The 16,149-nt window shown below is 58.3% G+C and carries 15 protein-coding genes; 5 read left to right on the top strand and 10 right to left on the bottom strand.

Annotated features, from left to right (window positions below):
• Window positions 1-32 precede the first annotated feature (32 nt).
• The 8 genes from ABV589_RS26640 to gspG form a co-directional block, all read right to left on the bottom strand.
• Entirely contained in the window at window positions 33-1,145 is a 1,113-nt protein-coding gene (locus ABV589_RS26640) for a substrate-binding domain-containing protein (RefSeq protein ID WP_367084300.1), read from the bottom strand.
• 489 nt (window positions 1,146-1,634) lie between these two features.
• Window positions 1,635-2,846, bottom strand: a complete 1,212-nt coding sequence (gene gspF / locus ABV589_RS26635) for a type II secretion system inner membrane protein GspF (protein WP_108590403.1) — start codon at window positions 2,844-2,846, stop codon at window positions 1,635-1,637.
• A complete protein-coding gene (gspE, locus tag ABV589_RS26630; protein ID WP_027613650.1) occupies window positions 2,846-4,252 on the bottom strand; it encodes a type II secretion system ATPase GspE in 1,407 nt (468 codons plus the stop codon). Before gspE ends, gspF begins: the two co-directional genes overlap by 1 nt.
• A 744-nt stretch (window positions 4,253-4,996) precedes the next feature.
• The gene (gene gspD / locus ABV589_RS26625) at window positions 4,997-7,378 is read right to left on the bottom strand and encodes a type II secretion system secretin GspD (protein WP_367084299.1); all 2,382 of its coding nucleotides are present in this window, start codon (window positions 7,376-7,378) and stop codon (window positions 4,997-4,999) included.
• Window positions 7,375-7,923: a type II secretion system protein GspM gene (gene gspM, locus ABV589_RS26620; protein WP_367084298.1), complete on the bottom strand. Its 549-nt coding sequence runs from the start codon at window positions 7,921-7,923 to the stop codon at window positions 7,375-7,377. Before gspM ends, gspD begins: the two co-directional genes overlap by 4 nt.
• Window positions 7,916-9,100 (bottom strand): type II secretion system protein GspL, encoded by a 1,185-nt coding sequence (gspL, locus tag ABV589_RS26615; RefSeq protein ID WP_367084297.1) that lies wholly within the window; start codon window positions 9,098-9,100, stop codon window positions 7,916-7,918. Before gspL ends, gspM begins: the two co-directional genes overlap by 8 nt.
• Window positions 9,097-10,050 (bottom strand): type II secretion system minor pseudopilin GspK, encoded by a 954-nt coding sequence (gene gspK / locus ABV589_RS26610; protein WP_367084296.1) that lies wholly within the window; start codon window positions 10,048-10,050, stop codon window positions 9,097-9,099. The genes gspL and gspK overlap by 4 nt, the downstream gene beginning before the upstream one ends.
• An 8-nt stretch (window positions 10,051-10,058) precedes the next feature.
• A complete protein-coding gene (gene gspG / locus ABV589_RS26605; protein WP_041062388.1) occupies window positions 10,059-10,517 on the bottom strand; it encodes a type II secretion system major pseudopilin GspG in 459 nt (152 codons plus the stop codon).
• Between the two features lie 148 nt (window positions 10,518-10,665).
• Between gspG and gspI the strand changes: the two genes are divergently transcribed.
• The 3 genes from gspI to ABV589_RS26590 all read left to right on the top strand — a co-directional run bounded on the left by gspI (window position 10,666) and on the right by ABV589_RS26590 (window position 13,263).
• The gene (gene gspI / locus ABV589_RS26600; RefSeq protein WP_367084295.1) at window positions 10,666-11,040 is read left to right on the top strand and encodes a type II secretion system minor pseudopilin GspI; all 375 of its coding nucleotides are present in this window, start codon (window positions 10,666-10,668) and stop codon (window positions 11,038-11,040) included.
• Window positions 11,041-11,580: 540 nt separating this feature from the next.
• Window positions 11,581-12,690 (top strand): hypothetical protein, encoded by a 1,110-nt coding sequence (locus tag ABV589_RS26595; RefSeq protein WP_367084294.1) that lies wholly within the window; start codon window positions 11,581-11,583, stop codon window positions 12,688-12,690.
• 3 nt (window positions 12,691-12,693) lie between these two features.
• Window positions 12,694-13,263, top strand: coding sequence for a LemA family protein (locus ABV589_RS26590; protein WP_367084293.1), 570 nt, complete (start codon window positions 12,694-12,696; stop codon window positions 13,261-13,263).
• Window positions 13,264-13,475: 212 nt separating this feature from the next.
• Here the strand turns inward: ABV589_RS26590 and ABV589_RS26585 are convergent, their stop codons facing one another.
• Window positions 13,476-13,835, bottom strand: a complete 360-nt coding sequence (locus ABV589_RS26585) for a hypothetical protein (protein WP_225135228.1) — start codon at window positions 13,833-13,835, stop codon at window positions 13,476-13,478.
• A 739-nt stretch (window positions 13,836-14,574) separates the two neighbouring features.
• On the opposite strand from ABV589_RS26585, the gene ABV589_RS26580 reads away from it, so the two are divergent.
• Both ABV589_RS26580 and ABV589_RS26575 read left to right on the top strand, forming a co-directional pair.
• Entirely contained in the window at window positions 14,575-14,985 is a 411-nt protein-coding gene (locus tag ABV589_RS26580; RefSeq protein WP_367084292.1) for a hypothetical protein, read from the top strand.
• The gene (locus ABV589_RS26575; protein ID WP_367084291.1) at window positions 14,985-15,521 is read left to right on the top strand and encodes a hypothetical protein; all 537 of its coding nucleotides are present in this window, start codon (window positions 14,985-14,987) and stop codon (window positions 15,519-15,521) included. The genes ABV589_RS26580 and ABV589_RS26575 overlap by 1 nt, the downstream gene beginning before the upstream one ends.
• A 417-nt stretch (window positions 15,522-15,938) precedes the next feature.
• Here ABV589_RS26575 and ABV589_RS26570 read toward each other — a convergent pair whose 3' ends face one another.
• The gene (locus ABV589_RS26570) at window positions 15,939-16,148 is read right to left on the bottom strand and encodes a KTSC domain-containing protein (protein ID WP_367084290.1); all 210 of its coding nucleotides are present in this window, start codon (window positions 16,146-16,148) and stop codon (window positions 15,939-15,941) included.
• Between the last annotated feature and the right edge of the window lies 1 nt (window position 16,149).

Here is a 16,149-nt window from a genome sequence, read left to right as displayed (position 1 = left end):
GTCGCCGTCATCGCTGTTACGACCGCGCGAGCTTACAAAGGACGACCGATAGCGTTGCAGACGCTGGCGTTGTTGATGTCCAGGTTGTTGCCCGAGGTGTTGGTGATGAAGTTGGCGGTTACAGCGGTTTTCCAGGCGTTAGGCACGGCGACGAACTTGTGGGCCTGAGTCGCAGTGTTGTTGCCCGGATTGCTGTAGTGCTGAGTCAGGAAGGCTTTGACGGCTGCGGCCACGGTTGCATCCTTGTAGCACTGACCGAAAATGAAGTTGGTGTAGGCAGCCAGCTTGTAACCCGAAGCCGGGTTAGCCACCACTGGCGACCAGTTGGCAGGGTTTGCAGCCTGGGCCGGGGTCGAAGGAGCCGACACCGACGACAGTGCCAGGGTGACGTTGAGCGAAGTTGGCTGAACACCGTTGACGCGAGCAACAACAGCGTTGCTGGTAGCGTCGACACCGTCCGGACCGACATAACCGATCGAGCCGTCAACCGCGTTCACAGTAGTGGCGACATCGGACGTGTTGGCGACGCCAACCCAGTTCGACGGCAGCGCCGAACCGGCTGGCAGACGCGCGTTGGTGAAGGTCGAGTTGGTAGCGAACTGAGTCGGGCAAACCGAGTTCAAGTGACGGCTGAGGATTTCCGAAGTGCCGCTGGAAACGTTGCGGTAAACAACGCGAATCGGCGTGGTGTCGGTCGTGCCGAGCAACTGGCCCCACGTGGTTTTGGCACCGGAGAAAGCGTCGCACAGCTGAGCGCTGGTCAGGTTCAGAGCGGTCTGGCCGGCTTTTTTGTACGGGATGGCAACCGAAGTGGCCACCGAAGGCAGTTGAATCAGCGGGCCGTACGAAGCGCCGTAGGTGGTGTTGTAGGTGCTGATTTCCGAAGCGCTGAGGATCGAATCGCTACCGGCGAAATGCACGGTGCCGGTGGTGCTGAAGCCGGCCGGGTTGTTGGTCAGGAAAGCAATCTTGCCGGCCCCGCTGCCCACGGCGGCGTAGCTGAAGTTGGCTGGCAGGATGCTGTCGGCCGAACCTTTGTACAGAGCGGCTGGCAGAGTGGCGCCACCACCGGTAACGGCCATGGCTTGAGCGGAAGCCAGGGCGGCGACGGTCAGGGAAGCGGCGATCAGAGTGCGCTTGAACATGAAGAATCTCCTTTTCAACGATGGGTGTGAACACAGGTTTTCAGGGGTCTTGCATGACACTGGGAAGACTCACCGCTGACCTTCGCAAGCGGGGTCCGTGGTTAAGTCGCACTGAGAAATTCGCAGTTTCCGGTGACAGATAAAGGAAAAAACCTCGGGAGCTGCGTAGGGTTTTTCAGCGGGTTTTCTCGGGTGTTTGCGGGGGATGGCGAGGGGTCTGGATCGTGGGTTTGGCTGAAATTGGCTGCAGCCGTTGCGGGGTGGTTGCAGATGACAGAAAGGAGAACCCGAGGATGGGGGAAACCTGACTCGGGTGATGCTGAAGCCTTGGAAAAAAGTCTGAATTATTTGTTGTTCTGCATGGCCCTATCGCTGGCAAGCCAGCTCCCACAGGTATTGATGTTGTGACACAGATCGCATTAACAACACTGCCCCCTGTGGGAGCCGGCTTGCCAGCGATGGGGCCCGGGCAGACAACATCAATCGCAGCTACTGCACCAACTGGTTGATCTCAATGATCGGCAACAACACCGCCATCACAATCACCAGCACCACCCCGCCCATCACCACGATCATCAGCGGTTCGAGCAACGCGGTCATGCCCATCGCCCGCCGTTCGATATCCCGCGACAGCGTTTGCGCCGCCCGCTCGAGCATCGGCGGCAGTGCGCCGGTTTTCTCGCCGCTGGCGATCAGGTGAATCAGCACCGGCGGAAACACGTTCTCCACCCGCAACGCCGCCGCGAGGTTCACGCCTTCGCGAACCTTGGCCGTGGCGTCGCTGACGCTCAGGCTGAGTCGATCATTGGATAACGTCTGCCGCGCCGCCTCCAGCGCCCGCAACAACGGCACCCCGGCACCGCCGAGAATCGCCAGGGTCGAGGCAAATCGTGCGGTGTTCAGGCCCAACACGAAACGCCCGATCAGCGGCAACTTCAGCACCCGATGATGCCAACTCAACCGTGCCGCCGGATTACGCAAATACAGGCGCCAGCTCCAGAAAGCACCAGCGATCACCGCTGCACACAACCAGCCCCACGCCCGAATGAAATCACTGGCCGTCAGCATCGCCAAGGTCAGTCCCGGCAGATCCTGCCGCGCCTGGGAAAACGCGCTGACCACCTGCGGCACCACGTAACTGAGCAGGAAAATCACAATGCCGATCGACACCAGCCCGACCACACCGGGATAGATAAACGCGGTGAGGATCTTGCCGCGCAGGTTGTTGCGCTCCTCGATGTAATCCGCCAGCCGCTCCATGACTTGCGCCAGATCGCCGGACTCCTCGCCGGCAGCGATCAACGCGCGGTAGATCTCCGGAAAATCCCGTGGCCGCGCGGCCAGCGATTCCGCCAGACGCATGCCGCTGCGCACATCGGCGCGTACCGCACTGAGGGTGTGGGCGATGTGTTTTTTCTCGGCCTGCTCCACCGTCGCGCTGAGCGCTGCTTCCAGCGGCAGACTGGCGCCGAGCAGGCTCGCCAGTTGTCGCGTGGCCCAGGCCAGATCGTTATCCGACATACGCGCACTGAACAGACCACCGCCGCCATGCTGGGCGACGTTGCTTTCCTTGTGCACCGACAACGCGGTCAAACCACGGCTGCGCAACACGCCGAAGGCAGCACCTTGGCTGTCCGCTTCCAGGTGCCCGGACTCGATCTTGCCGGTAGCGTCGGCGGCTTCAAAACGATAGCGATTCATCAGGCGTCCCGAGTGACACGGAGGATTTCTTCAGGGGCGGTGGCGCCGCTGCGAATCCAGCGCTCGCCGTCCTCGCGCAGGCTGAACATCCCGGCCTTGGCCGCCGCCGCACGCAAAGCCTGCTCCCCTGCCCCTTGGTGAATCAGGGTGCGGATGTCGTCGTCGATGCAGAACAATTCGTGGATGCCGGTGCGACCGCTGTAGCCGGTGTGATTGCAGGCGGCGCAGCCCACCGGGCGCCAGGTGCCCGGCGCTGCTGAATCTTCCTGTTTGCACTCTTTGCAAAGGCGCCGCACCAGCCGCTGGGCCAGAACGCCGAGCATCGACGAAGCGAGCAGAAACGGCTCGACGCCCATGTCGATCAAGCGGTTGACCGCCGACACCGCGTCGTTGGTGTGCAGCGTCGCCAGCACCAGGTGCCCGGTGAGCGACGCCTGCACGGCGATTTGTGCGGTTTCCAGGTCGCGGATTTCGCCGATCATGATGATGTCCGGGTCTTGCCGCAGAATCGCTCGCAATGCCAGGGCGAAGGTCATGTCGATCTTGGCGTTGACCTGAATCTGGCTGATCCCCGGCAGGTCGTATTCCACCGGGTCTTCGACGGTGAGGATGTTGCTGGTGCTGGCATCCAGTCGCGCCAGCGCCGCATAGAGGCTGGTGGTCTTGCCGCTGCCGGTGGGGCCGGTGACCAGTACGATGCCGTGGGGCTGGCGAATCAGGTGATCGAGTTTTGCCAGAACGTTTGCATCCATGCCCAACGTTTCCAGATGCAGGCGCCCGGCCTGCTTGTCGAGCAAACGCATCACCACCCGCTCGCCATGCCCGGTGGGCACGGTCGACACGCGAATGTCGATCGGTCGCCCAGCCACGCGCAGCGCGATACGACCGTCCTGCGGCAGGCGTTTTTCGGCGATGTCGAGTTGGGCCATGATCTTGATCCGCGACACCAGCGCACCGTGCAGTGCCTTGCGCGGCGAAACCACGTCGCGCAGGGTGCCGTCGACCCGGTAGCGCACCACCGAATGGGTTTCGAAGGGTTCGATGTGAATGTCGCTGGCTTCATCCCGCGCGGCCTGGGTAAGCAAGGCGTTGATCATGCGGATTACCGGCGCACCGTCCTGAGTGTCGAGCAGGTCGGTGATTTCCGGCATGTCCTGCATCAGGCGGTCGAGGTCGACTTCGTTTTCTGCTGCGCCAACCACAGCGGCGGCGCTGCCGGTGTCGGCGTAGGCCGTGGCGAGCAGGCCATCGAGTTCGTCGTCGCGCACGCGCTTGAGCGACGTTTCACCGAACTGGCGCCGCACCTCACTGATCGACCAGCCCGGCGTCGATGGACACACGGTCAGCACACCGTCGCACAACAGAATGCGCTGGGCCTTGGCCCAGGCGTAGGGAAGTGAACTCATCTCAAAACCTCCCCAACTCTCGGGTCTGAACATGTTTTTGTGGCGAGGGAGCTTGCTCCCGCTCGGGGGCGAAGCCCCCGTAAATCCGGCATGCAAGGTGTATCTGGAAGAATGAGGTAGCAGGTTTTGGGTCTGCTGCGCAGCCCAGCGGGAGCAAGCTCCCTCGCCACAGGAATGTTTTTCAGCTTGCGGGCCGAGTTCATGGCCTTGGCCCAGGCGCAGGGAAGCGAACTCATCTCAAAACCTCCCCAATCTCTCTGCCTGGAGGTGTTCCTGTGGTGAGGGGATTTCTTATAGAGAGCGGGGTTCTTGTGGTGAGGGGATTTATCCCCGATGGGCTGCGCAGCAGCCCCGAAACCTGACATCCGAATACATCTGACTGACCGCGTGCATAGGTTTTGGGGCCGCTTCGCTGCCCATCGGGGATAAATCCCCTCGCCACAGGGTTACTTCTCAGATTGAGGGTCGGTTTCAAAAGCGTAGGAGCTGCCGCAGGCTGCGATCTTTTGATCTTGATCTTCAGCGACATTGAAAAAAGCCAAAGCAAAAGATCGCAGCCTTCGGCAGCTCCTACAGGTTCGGTGTCGTTCCCCATTCCTGTGGCGAGGGAGCTTGCTCCCGCTGGGCTGCGCAGCAGACCCAAACCCTGCAACCCCATTCCCGCAGACACACCTTGCATGTCGGACTTGCGGGCGCTTCGCACCCGAGCGGGAGCAAGCTCCCTCGCCACAGTCATCATGCTGTTCAAAAGCGCGTGCTCCCTTCAATCGGCACAGCCTTGATCGTCGCCCTCGGTCCCGTCCCCGGCACCACCGCCGGCACCCCCTGCGCCGCCGTCGGCAACTGCGGCGCCTGCATGTCCGGCATTGCCCAGCTGCGTTCCGGTTGCAGGCCGCCCTGGGCGCGGCGCATGAAGTCGTAGCGGTTGAGGGTGATGCTGCGCCCCGCTTCGCTGTCGCGGATGATGTACGGGCGCAGGAATACCATCAGGTTGGTCTTGGTGATCGCCCGGCGTTCGTTGCGAAACAGTGCACCGATCCCCGGCAGCGTCCCCAGCCATGGCACCGCTTCGTTGCTCTGGCTGTAGCCGTCCTGCAGCAAGCCGCCGAGGACCATGATCTGGCCGTCGTCGAGCAGGATGCTGGTATCAATCGCACGTTTGTTAGTCACGATCCCCGCCGACGCCGCACTGGCCGACGCGCGTTCGTCGATGCTGCTGACTTCCTGATAGATATCAAGCTTGACCGTCCCGCCCTCGGAAATCTGCGGCCGCACATTCAGCTTCAACCCCACCTCTTCCCGCGTAACGGTCTGGAACGGGTTGTTGCTCGTCCCCCCGCCCCCGGTGACATAGCTGCCGCTGACAAACGGAATGGTCTGGCCGACAAAAATGCTCGCCGCTTCGTTATCGAGGGTCAGCAGGTTCGGCGTCGACAGCACATTCGTGCCGCCCTTGCTCTTCAGCGCCCGGGCCAGCACTTTCAGGTCGAGAATCTTGCCGATGCCGGGGATATCGACGGTGCCGTTGACGTAGCCGAGGTTCAAACCCTGGGGCAGCACATCGAGGCTGGTCTTGCCGTTGAGATTGATCCCTGATCCACCGAGGTTCGCCCCACCGATCACGCCTTTACCGCCGAGATTGCCGGTCTGCCACTGCACGCCGAATTCGCTGGCATCGTCCTCACCGACCTCAACGATCAGGCTCTCGATCACCACTTGCGCACGGCGCTGGTCGAGCAAATCGATGACCTCGCGCAGGTTGCGATACAACGGCTCCGGCGCGGAAATCAGCAAAGTGTTGGTGGTCGCATCAGCCTGAATCGTCACCCCGCCCGCGCTGAACGCAACGTTCTGCTCGCTGGCCTGATTGCCGCCGCTGCCGGTCGAACTGCTGCCCTGCGCATAACTGCCGCCGGTGCTGCCAGTGCTCGACGTGGTCGAGGTGTTGCCACTGCCTTGCGTACCACTCTGCGCACTCGAACCGCCATTGTTGTTGCCGTTGCTGCCCATGGCACTGAGCACCGAGCGCGCACTGTCACTGGTGCCGCTGTCGCTCTCGCCAGTCAGCAGCCCGCGCAAGGCCTGCGCCAGTTTCGCCGCTTGCGCGTTACGCAGATAAACCACGTGCAGGTTGCTTGGATTGCTCTGGGCGTTGTCGAGCTTGTAGATCAGGTTGCGCGCCAGTTCGGTGCGCTCGGGGCTGCCGGCGCGGATGATGATGGTGTTGGAACGCGGGTCGCCGATCACCGCGATTTTCTGCGTCGGATCGTTGCCCGGCGCGTCGAGCAGATCGGCAACCATCGGCGCGATGTCGGCGGCGATGCCGTTCTGGATCTGCACCACGTCGGTGTCGATCGCGCTCGGGGTGTCGATGGTCTGGATCAACTGGGCGACGCGCGTGAGGTTCTCGGCGTAATCGGTGACGACGATGGTGTTGTTGCCGGGGTAGGCATTGATCGGATTGTTCGGCGACACGATCGGGCGCAGCACCGGAATCAGGTTCACCGCGTTCTCGTATTGCAGGCGAAAGGTACGCGTCAGCATGCCGTTCCCAGCCGGTTTGTCCGGGCTGTAGATCGGCCCGCCGAGCAGTTTCGCATCGGCCTCCGGCACCACCTGGGCGACGCCGCCGACATCGACCACGCTGAAACCCTGCATGCGCAACGCCGCGAGCAACATGTCATAAGCCTGGCGTGCCGGCACCTGACCTTCCGAGACCAGCGTCAGGCTGCCCTTGACCCGAGGGTCGACCAGAAACTGCTGGCCGGTGGAACGCGACAAAGCGCGCACTACCGCTTGAATATCGGCATCGACAAAATTCAGCGTCACCGGTTGATCGCCCAGCGGATTGCTCGGCAGTGTGCTGCCGCGCGGGGCGCCGCCACTTCGCGCGCGTTCGGTGATGTTGTGCATCTGCCGTGGTTGCGGCGCGGTTTGTGCCTGAGCGCGTTGCCGGTCGAGCAGCGCGTCACCGCTGCGCTGGGTGTTGGCCAGTGGCCGGCCGAGTTCGCTGTCCACCAGCAATGGCGGCTGGTTCGGCGGCGTGGTGGTGTTGCTGCACGCGCTCAACGCCATCAGCAGCATCGGCAACGCCATGCGCGCCGGTTTGGATCCTGACCCCTTCATGAAGCTTCCTTAGCGCCCAGCGCCTGATCCATGCGAACGGTGCCTGACAATGTGCCGGCAGTGACTTCGGTCGAAGCGTTGTCGGCGCGTTGCAGACGGGCCTCGACCACTTGCAGAGAAAGCTGTGCCGGGGTGCTCAACAGCCAGTCGAGCACTGCATCGGCCGGCGCCGCGTCGAACGTCAGCAGCCAGGCGTCGGCCTCCCCGGCTTGCAACTGGAAGTGCCCGGCCAGGCCGCTGGCCTGCAGCGTTTGCTCAAGCGACTGCTCGATGTTTTGCCCCTGCGGACGCACACTGACCTCACGCAACAGCACTTCCAGCGCTTCGGTCTGCGCGCGCAACTTCGGTGTTTCGCTTTGCCAATAAGTGATTTTTTTCAGCGGCGGCTGGATCAGCGCGACCCACACCAACAGCGCCAGCAGCACCACCGCCATGCCGCCGACCATGCGTTTTTCGCGCAGGGCCAGCGCTTGCCAGCGCACTTGAAGCTGCGCGCTGAAACCCTGCCAACGGGCGCGGTACACCGCGAGCGATGCCTTATTCATCTTCTGCTCCGCTGTCGTCAGCGCTGTCGTCGGGGGTGGTGACTTCGTCGCTCGGGCGCAGCAGCCAGCCTTCATCGTCAGCCGTCGCACTGATCCCGACCTGGGCCAATGCGGCTTGCCAATCCTTGTCCTTGTCATTGGCGTTGCGCCGGGCGTCGGCCAGCAGACTCAACTGCAAAGTGCCGTCGACAAACGACAGGCGCTCGACCGTGCCGGCCATGAACGGCATGCCACTGCCGGCCTGCAACACCAGCCGGTTGAACGGCTGCGCCGGGTCCTCCGCCGCTCCCTTCTGCCGCGCCGCCAATTGCTGACGGGCCTGCTGCAGCGGATTGAGGATCACCGGCAACTCGGGAAAGGCCTGCTTCACCCGCAGCGCCATCTGTGCCTTGAGCTGCTGGCCCTGACTGGCTTCGCGAGCGGCATACAGGTTCAAGCCGATGACCCACACCGCCACCGCCAATGCGCACAGCCCCAACGCCCGGCCCCAACCGCGATGCTCGCTGCGCTGCTGTTGCACCGCACTCTGCAGGCCCCAACCGGGCAATGGCCCGGTCCAGCGCTGTGCCTCGGCCATCGGCAATTCGGCTTCCGTCGGCGCTGCCGAACCGATCCAGTGCAGCGGTGTGCCGCAGCTCAGCAGCCAATCGCCAACCTCGTCGTCGAACAGCGGCTGCACCCGCGCCACCTGCACGCTTTCGCGCAGCAACAAATGGCCGTCCTGCCGACAGGCCACCGTGCCCGGCAGCACCGGCAAGCTGTACGCCGCCAGGTACAGACCGCGCAAATTCAGCCCGGCCTGCTTCAGCAATTGCCCCAGATGCTGCAAGCGTTGACGCGGCGCCCAGGCGATCTGCACCTGCCCCGCTTCATCCCGCGAACTGTGAGCGATGTGCATGTCATTGCAGTCACCGAGCATCAAGGCCTGCGCCGCGCATTGCACCGCCGCTGCGGTCTTGTTCGCCGGCAATGGCGGCAGGTCGATGCTCGCCAGCAGGCTGTCCGACGGGTGCAGAAAAACGCTCAGCGCTGGCTGCTTCGGTAGCTGCCCCAGTTGAGTAAAGGTCAGACGCTGCTCACGAATGACCTGCCCCTGACGGTCCAGCCACGCGCAGTCCAGCTCACTGTCGAGACTCAACTGCGCCAATGGCGGCAAACTCACACGCAACTGACTCATACGCCCACCCGCGACCAGATCACTTGCGGCAGACGATCCTCGCTGCGGTGCAGCAACGCATCGAGACTGACCCGACGCTGATCACGCCGCGCCTCGCCGCGCAGACGAAACCAGTCACTGGTGATGCCGACCTTGACGCTGGTCAGCTCCAGATTGGGCATGCGCAAGCGGTTGACGAAATCGCCACGGTTGATGAACCAGCGCCCGGCGTCACGCTCATTGATCAGCGCCTGCGCCCGCTCCAGCGACAATCCCGGCACATACGCGGCCAACACCGGCGCGGTGGCGGTATTGCCGTTGAGCCAGGTGGTCGCCGGAATTACCGTGAGATACGGCGCCAGTTTGCCGATGACCGCCTCATTCACACCCTCGACGCTGCGCAGATCATCAACGCTGCGCAGCATCGGCAACTTCGGATTCTGTGGCTTGCGCGAAGCATTCGGCGACGTGGCACGGCCACTGTCAAAGGCGTTTTTGCTCGCGGTGTTTTCGGCAATCTGCGGGTTCAACAGGTACGGATAAGAGCCGATCACCCGTTGACTGATGCGCTGACTCAACCCGGCGCTGATGCCGATCAACGCGCACAGCCGCTGAAACGCTTGCACCTGCGCCTCATCGACGCGCTCGTTGGCCACCAGATTGCGCAGGTTGAACTTGCCCTGCTCATCCTCCAGCCGCCCCTCGAAACCGTGCGCATTCAAGCGCTGCGCCCACGGCTGATCGAGCCGGGTCAACGGATCACGCTGCCGCGCATCCCAAAGCAATTGTCGGCTGATCTCAAGACCACCGTGCAACAACCAGCGCCCCTGCACCCGCTGCTGATCCGCCTCCAGCGCACGAGTCGAAACACTCTGCCGGGTCAACATCCCCGCCGCAATCACCGCGACCACCGCCGCAATCAACAGCGCACTGATGATCGCCATCCCCTGCTGGTTCGATTGGCTGTTCATCACCGGCCTTACAGCTGCCAGGAACCGATATCGGCATTCACGCCGTCGCCGTCAGGCTGACCGTCGGCACCGAGGGAAAAGATATCGATCTCACCATTCGCGCCGGGGTTGAGGTACTGATAAGGACGACCCCACGGGTCATTCGGCAGGCGCTCCAGGTACGAACGCCAGTTACTGTTCTTCGCATCCGCCGGCCGCTCCACCAGCACTTTCAGACCCTGAGTCATGCTCGGATAAGTGCCGTGATCGAGGCGATACAACTTCAGCGCCTGCATCAAACCGCCAATATCCTGCTTCGCCGCCGTGGCCCGCGCCTGATCCGGCCGATCCAGCACCTTGGGCACCACCATCGCCGCCAGAATCCCGAGAATCACCACCACCACCATGATCTCGATCAGGGTAAAACCCTGCTGCCCACGGGGCATCCGACTCGGTCGTCCGGGCTGTTTGAACTGCGCGATATCCATCTCGACATTCCCTTGGCTTGATTCGATTCGACGCGCAGTGTTGCAAGAAGATATGTCAGGGATGTTGAAAATCCTCGGGAGTTTTCGTCGTCAAGCCGTCAAGGACGCGGGTTAGGGTCGAGGGCTGTGTTTTGGTTTTGGGCCTTTTATGCGCGCGTGTTCCCGAGAAGCGGGTTTCACCCTGATTGAAGTGCTGGTGGCGCTGGCGATCATTGCCGTGGCGATGTCGGCGGCCGTGCGCGTGGCCGGGTTGATGACCCAAAGCAGCGGAGTTATGCGTGATCGCTCGATTGCCATGATCGCGGCGCAAACGCGCATGGCGGAACTGCAACTGGAAGGTCGATTGCCGACCGGTGTGAAAGCCGTTGATTGTGATCAGGGACGGTTGTTGTTGCGGTGTGAGCAGGTAATCGCAGCGGCAGAGAATGGCCGATTACTCAAGGTCGGCATCCAGGTCTTCAACCGCAACCAGGACGCCCCGCCCCTGGCCCGCCTGGAAACCCTATTGAATCGCCCCCTGTAGGAGCTGCCGAAGGCTCGGGCCGCGTTCGGACGATCTTTTGATCTTGTTTTTTAAAACTAAAAGATCGCAGCCTCCGGCAGCTCCTACACAAACATCTCAGGCAACGGAATTGGCGCATGCACCATCGCCGACAGACCAACTCCCCCAGTCTCCAACGTCGTACGAAAAATCTTCGACCAACATAAAACCCTGTGGGAGCGGGCTTGCCCGCGAAGGCGCCAGAATGGGCACCAAATCAACCACCAAGTGATGCCGATACGCTCATCAAACGATGATTACCTGTCGAATGCCCGATCATTTCCAGAGGATGATGTCGGACAGAAGCAGTCAACGCATGACAATGGTATTGTCCACTCCTTTTCATTGTTTCTGACAGATCATGAATAGAGTCAAATCCTCAATCCGGGCCGTTGCTTCCGCACAAGGTCTCCCTGAATCAGCCCATCTTCTAATTGAATTCGGGCCCCCTGGGGCCGCTTGCTTCGAGCTTCCCGATACTGTTGTGAGACTTCTACCTTGCTCTCGTTGATGGATATCTACATGCCCAACACCTCGCAGAACGCGCGACTAAATGAGTTGCTGACTGTGAGCGGAGCCAATATTGACAGGGCTGAATCCAACGCCGACCTATTGAACGTGATCCACGAGTTCGCCTCGTACGATGGCCCGCTCAAGTTCAATTTCACACGTGCATGGTGGTTTTTCGGCACCGGCCTGTTATTGATTGCGGGCACTGTGGCCCTTTTTGGCTATATCGACACCTATCACGTGGTTTCTTTTTTTCACCGTCTGCAAATTGAGCCTGGCTTGTTCGGCGCAGTCACTGGTGTGCTAGGCATCGGGTTCGCCATTGGGAGCATGAAATGGATGAAATCCAAGGCTGATCGCTTGCCATCGCTCAGCCGCGAAATTGCTGAACTATCCTCCTACTTCCACAACGAGTTGATGTTCCTGGAAGAAAACTCGCACTGCACCCTCAACGAACTGGATACGCAATTTGGTGACTACCGCCGGGGCAACTACAGCCGCGAGTTGGTTGAGTCGTTAGAGGGCGTGTTTACCGGCAAGCTGCGCGATCTCCCTTATCACTACCGCCAGTTGCACTACGTCAACAAACGGGAGGAGCAAGTCACGGTGACCGACAAAGATGGCAAAACCAGTACGGAGACTCGAGTGGTGTATGACCATTACGACCGGTACAGTCTGGTTTTCGACTTTCCCTGGGTCACCGGGATATCGGTCAGATCCGATAACCAATCAGAGAACGACTATTCATGGCCGATGGACACGGCTTCTCCGGACTTTAATAAATCGTTCTGTTTGACAGGGCAGAGCGAGATACTCTGCGCGAAATTCATCAAACCTTCGACAGTGCTGCATTTGTTGAAATTATTTGAAATCCTCGATCGTCCGAACCTGGAGTTCTCCGACGATGGCTTGCTTTGCCTCAGCTTCGCGAGCAGTGACCTACTCGCGTTCGACACAGAATATTCGCTGGCTTCACCCAACGAGTTTTACGCAGAAATTTTTGCAGGTGTCGAACTGCCGCGCCTGATGTCTGTGCTCCAATGGAGCCACGCACTCTCTGAGCTGCACGATGACAACTTTACCTTTACCACCTCTCCACCAAATAAATGCAAAGAGAAGTAAGCCATGGACATTGCACTCATACTCTCCGCTGTTATCGCCGTAATCATCATCTTGGTGGGGTTGGGCATCTACAACGACATCATCGCCCGACATAACGGGGTACAACGTGCCTGGTCGGACGTCCTGGTTTACGAACGCCAGAAGACAAAAGTTCTCGATCAACTGCAAAAAGTGCTCGCAGACTTCATGGTTTTTGAGTCCAGCCTCCTCGAAAAAATCACCAGCCTTCGCAGCGCCATTCACGCCCTTCCTGCTGGCGCAAACGGAAACGCACTCACCAACGTTGAAACCGCCTCGCGAGAACTGATGGGTGGCTTGCGCATTGCTTTTGAGGCTTACCCTGATCTGAAAGCATCGGAAGCGGCGAACAACATGATGCGTGAAATTGCCGAACAACAAGAGAACGTCGGCGCAGCCATCACCATCTACAACCGCAACGTCGAACTGTTCAACAACGCCATCGAGATGTTCCCTGGCTCGGTCGTCAACGGCCTGTTCAACAAGAAACCGCGTGTGACGCCGTTCACCGATACCGAAGCTTCGCAAGGCTTCTCCTACTCCCCGAATATCTAACACTTGTAGTGCTTCAAACCATCACCCGTGAGGGTGATGGTCGACCACCTCCCTCATTTAGCCGAACACGAATGGGCAAGTTCACAGCAGCGCCTACAGGTTTTGGGTGTCCGCAAATTACGCATCCACCACAAACCCTGTGGGAGCGAGCTTGCTCGCGAAGGCGCCAGAATGAACACCCAATCAATCACCAAGTGTCCCCGACACCTACATCACCCCGGCAACTGCAAATTATCCAAAGCCCGATTCACCGCCAACTCCCCTAGCATGATCAACTGCGCAATCCCCGCCAGCGCATGACGCTGCGACACCGGCAACAAGCTGGCGATGTTCTGCGCGAGGGTTTTGGCCGAAGCAAGCGTTTCACTGGCATCGACCAACAGTTCTTCGGTTTTGTTGTCCGCCGTCACGGCATACATCCCCCGGGCTTTACGCGGCGGCGGCGTGGAACCGGGCGGACAGAGGTAATGGTCGAGCGCGCGGTCGGCGGCTTCGTGGAGTTTTTTTGAGTCGATGGATTCGTAGGGGGAAACCGAGGCGGTTTCGGGTGGGTTGGGTGTTGGTTTGATCATGAGTGAATCTCCAAATCATAGAAAAGGAGCCATCATCTTTCGCTACCAAACGAAGGGGTGGTGGCCATACGAAGGTTGGTAGACCGGTGACTTGGAAAACCGGCGCGCCCGAAGACGCCCTGCGCATGGCCACCATAAATACAGTCCCAGCAGGGCCTGTGTCGGGTGACGCTATGCGCCAAGTCTAAGCCGGGCTACCAAACCCGATCGCTGATTCGTCAGCGACCGAACCACAATAAAACCCGTCCCCAAAGCGCACAAGCCGGCGGATTCTGGCGTAGCTGTAGGCAATGGCGCAAGGATGTGTAGCCTGAGTGAGTATCTGGAAATGTCTTTTTAAACGCCGATGTTTACCTTGACCTTACTGCGGAAAATATCCCCTAAATAGATCCACCCACTCATCAGGCCAACTGACTTGCGTTTTTGGACTACATTTCACACCCGATGGCTGCTTTCGGCCAAAAGCGGACATCGGCAAGCGACCGCTGTCGGCCAGAAGCGACTACCCACTAAGGTCCGCTTTTTGACCTGCCAATACACTCGATTAGCCGCACTAAGTTTTCACGTTACTTTGTAGACCTATCAGCAGCAGCCTAAATGGAGGAAAGAGGTAGGAAACTTAATGAGGTTACGCTATCTTCTGCCAGGCTGAACACAGTCCACTCGTGTAGGGGAAGGTTTAGGCAAAAGTAGTGGAAAAACATAAAAATGGACGGTTCGCAAAGGGTGGAAGTTTCAGATGTACTTAATAATTACGTACGGCTTTCCTGTAATTCTAATCCTGTTTGAGTTAGGAATTCGTGCAGTGATAAATATTGACACGTCAGACTTTATTGGTCCGACCTTGGCTTCTGCTGCATTATGTTTTCTAGCTCCATTAACCAAGCCAAAAGAAATTTCCGGACTTCAACTTGAGGGCGTGGTTGGCCATATTACAATCAAGAAAATTGACAGCAATTTTATTGGATTCACTTGGCTGATGATAATGGTCGCTTTTGGAGCCTGGGGAACTTGCTGCGTGATCGCTAATAAAAATCCCGCAGAACACTCATATATGGTCTACAATTACGGAGTCGGCCTACCTTTAATTATAGGCGTCATAGCGTATCTCGCGAGCCTGATCATGACCGCAGTCAAGGAGCGCTTATAATGTTGCAGCTACTATTCGCATTATTAGCAGGCACTACAGCTGCAATTACTGGTTATTTCTCTTCATTATTTTTTGCGAAAAGAGCGAAGAGCCGGTATCGAGTTATCGAGTTCACTCTCGAAAATGGAAAAAAACAGCGAATAAAAGTTGACTCCCTTAATCCCGAGGTAATTAAAGATGCTGTTGAGTCAGAATTGCAGCTTGAGAATTTCATTCGATCATCGCTGAAAGAGCTGGTTCAAAGCAATGGCAAAATTAAAGTGCGCGAGGACGAATTGGCGGACTTTGTCATTACTCAAGGAGATCAGGTCGTAATAGTCGAGGCCAAAGCAAGCGCAAAAAATATGACCGATGATTTCTTGCCTAAACTAGAAAAGAAGTTTCAAAACCCCTACACCATTTTACTTGTTGAAAAAATAACAAGCGACGATCCTAAGCATGACATTAAAAACCTTAAAGTTATTCGTCGCGTTCGAAATAATAACTTTAAGCTAGAGTTTCTTCGTGAGATCGTAAGTGCTCTTAGCATGAAGTAGATTTACAAAAAACTTTGCCCAGTCTCCGGCGGACGCACGAAAACTGAACGAAGAAAAAAGGAGACAAATGAAAAAAGAATAAAAAATGGGACAAATTTATTTCTCAGAAAATAAATCTGTCCCCTTTTCTGCAGGAGTTTTCTGGAATGGTTACGTTCGCGAGCGACAGTGAAAGCCAGCTTAATTTCATCCCTGCTGAGAGCATAGTCTACTACCTCGATAAGATACTGCTTATGGAAATGGAAGGGGCTTTCATATAAAAAGATGCATGAAATTTTCTCTTATCGATTTTTGAGAAATTACTACTTACGCCTTTGTAGTCCAACGACAAAGGCTTTTTCCGCACATTCACGGCCAATCATAGAAAACAGGTTTCCTGTTGACGGCAGCCCTTTAATTTTTGTTTGAGTTAACTCATTAGACTCTCGAAAATGGCACCGCATTCTTTATGTACATATGGAAGAATTGACCTTTGGAAGGAGCTAATTTGAATTGCTCATAAAGATGCTCGTTCACATTGTAATACTGATAAACAGCCCCTCCCAAAAATTCAATTTCCAACGTTTCACTCTCAGGGTCATAGCCTGCTGACAAAATATTCGACGAAGATACGGCATCGCGATCCATT

Origin of the sequence: Pseudomonas sp. HOU2, from assembly GCF_040729435.1 — a bacterium.
Taxonomy (GTDB): domain Bacteria; phylum Pseudomonadota; class Gammaproteobacteria; order Pseudomonadales; family Pseudomonadaceae; genus Aquipseudomonas.
This window is presented reverse-complemented; position numbering and strand designations above follow the sequence as displayed.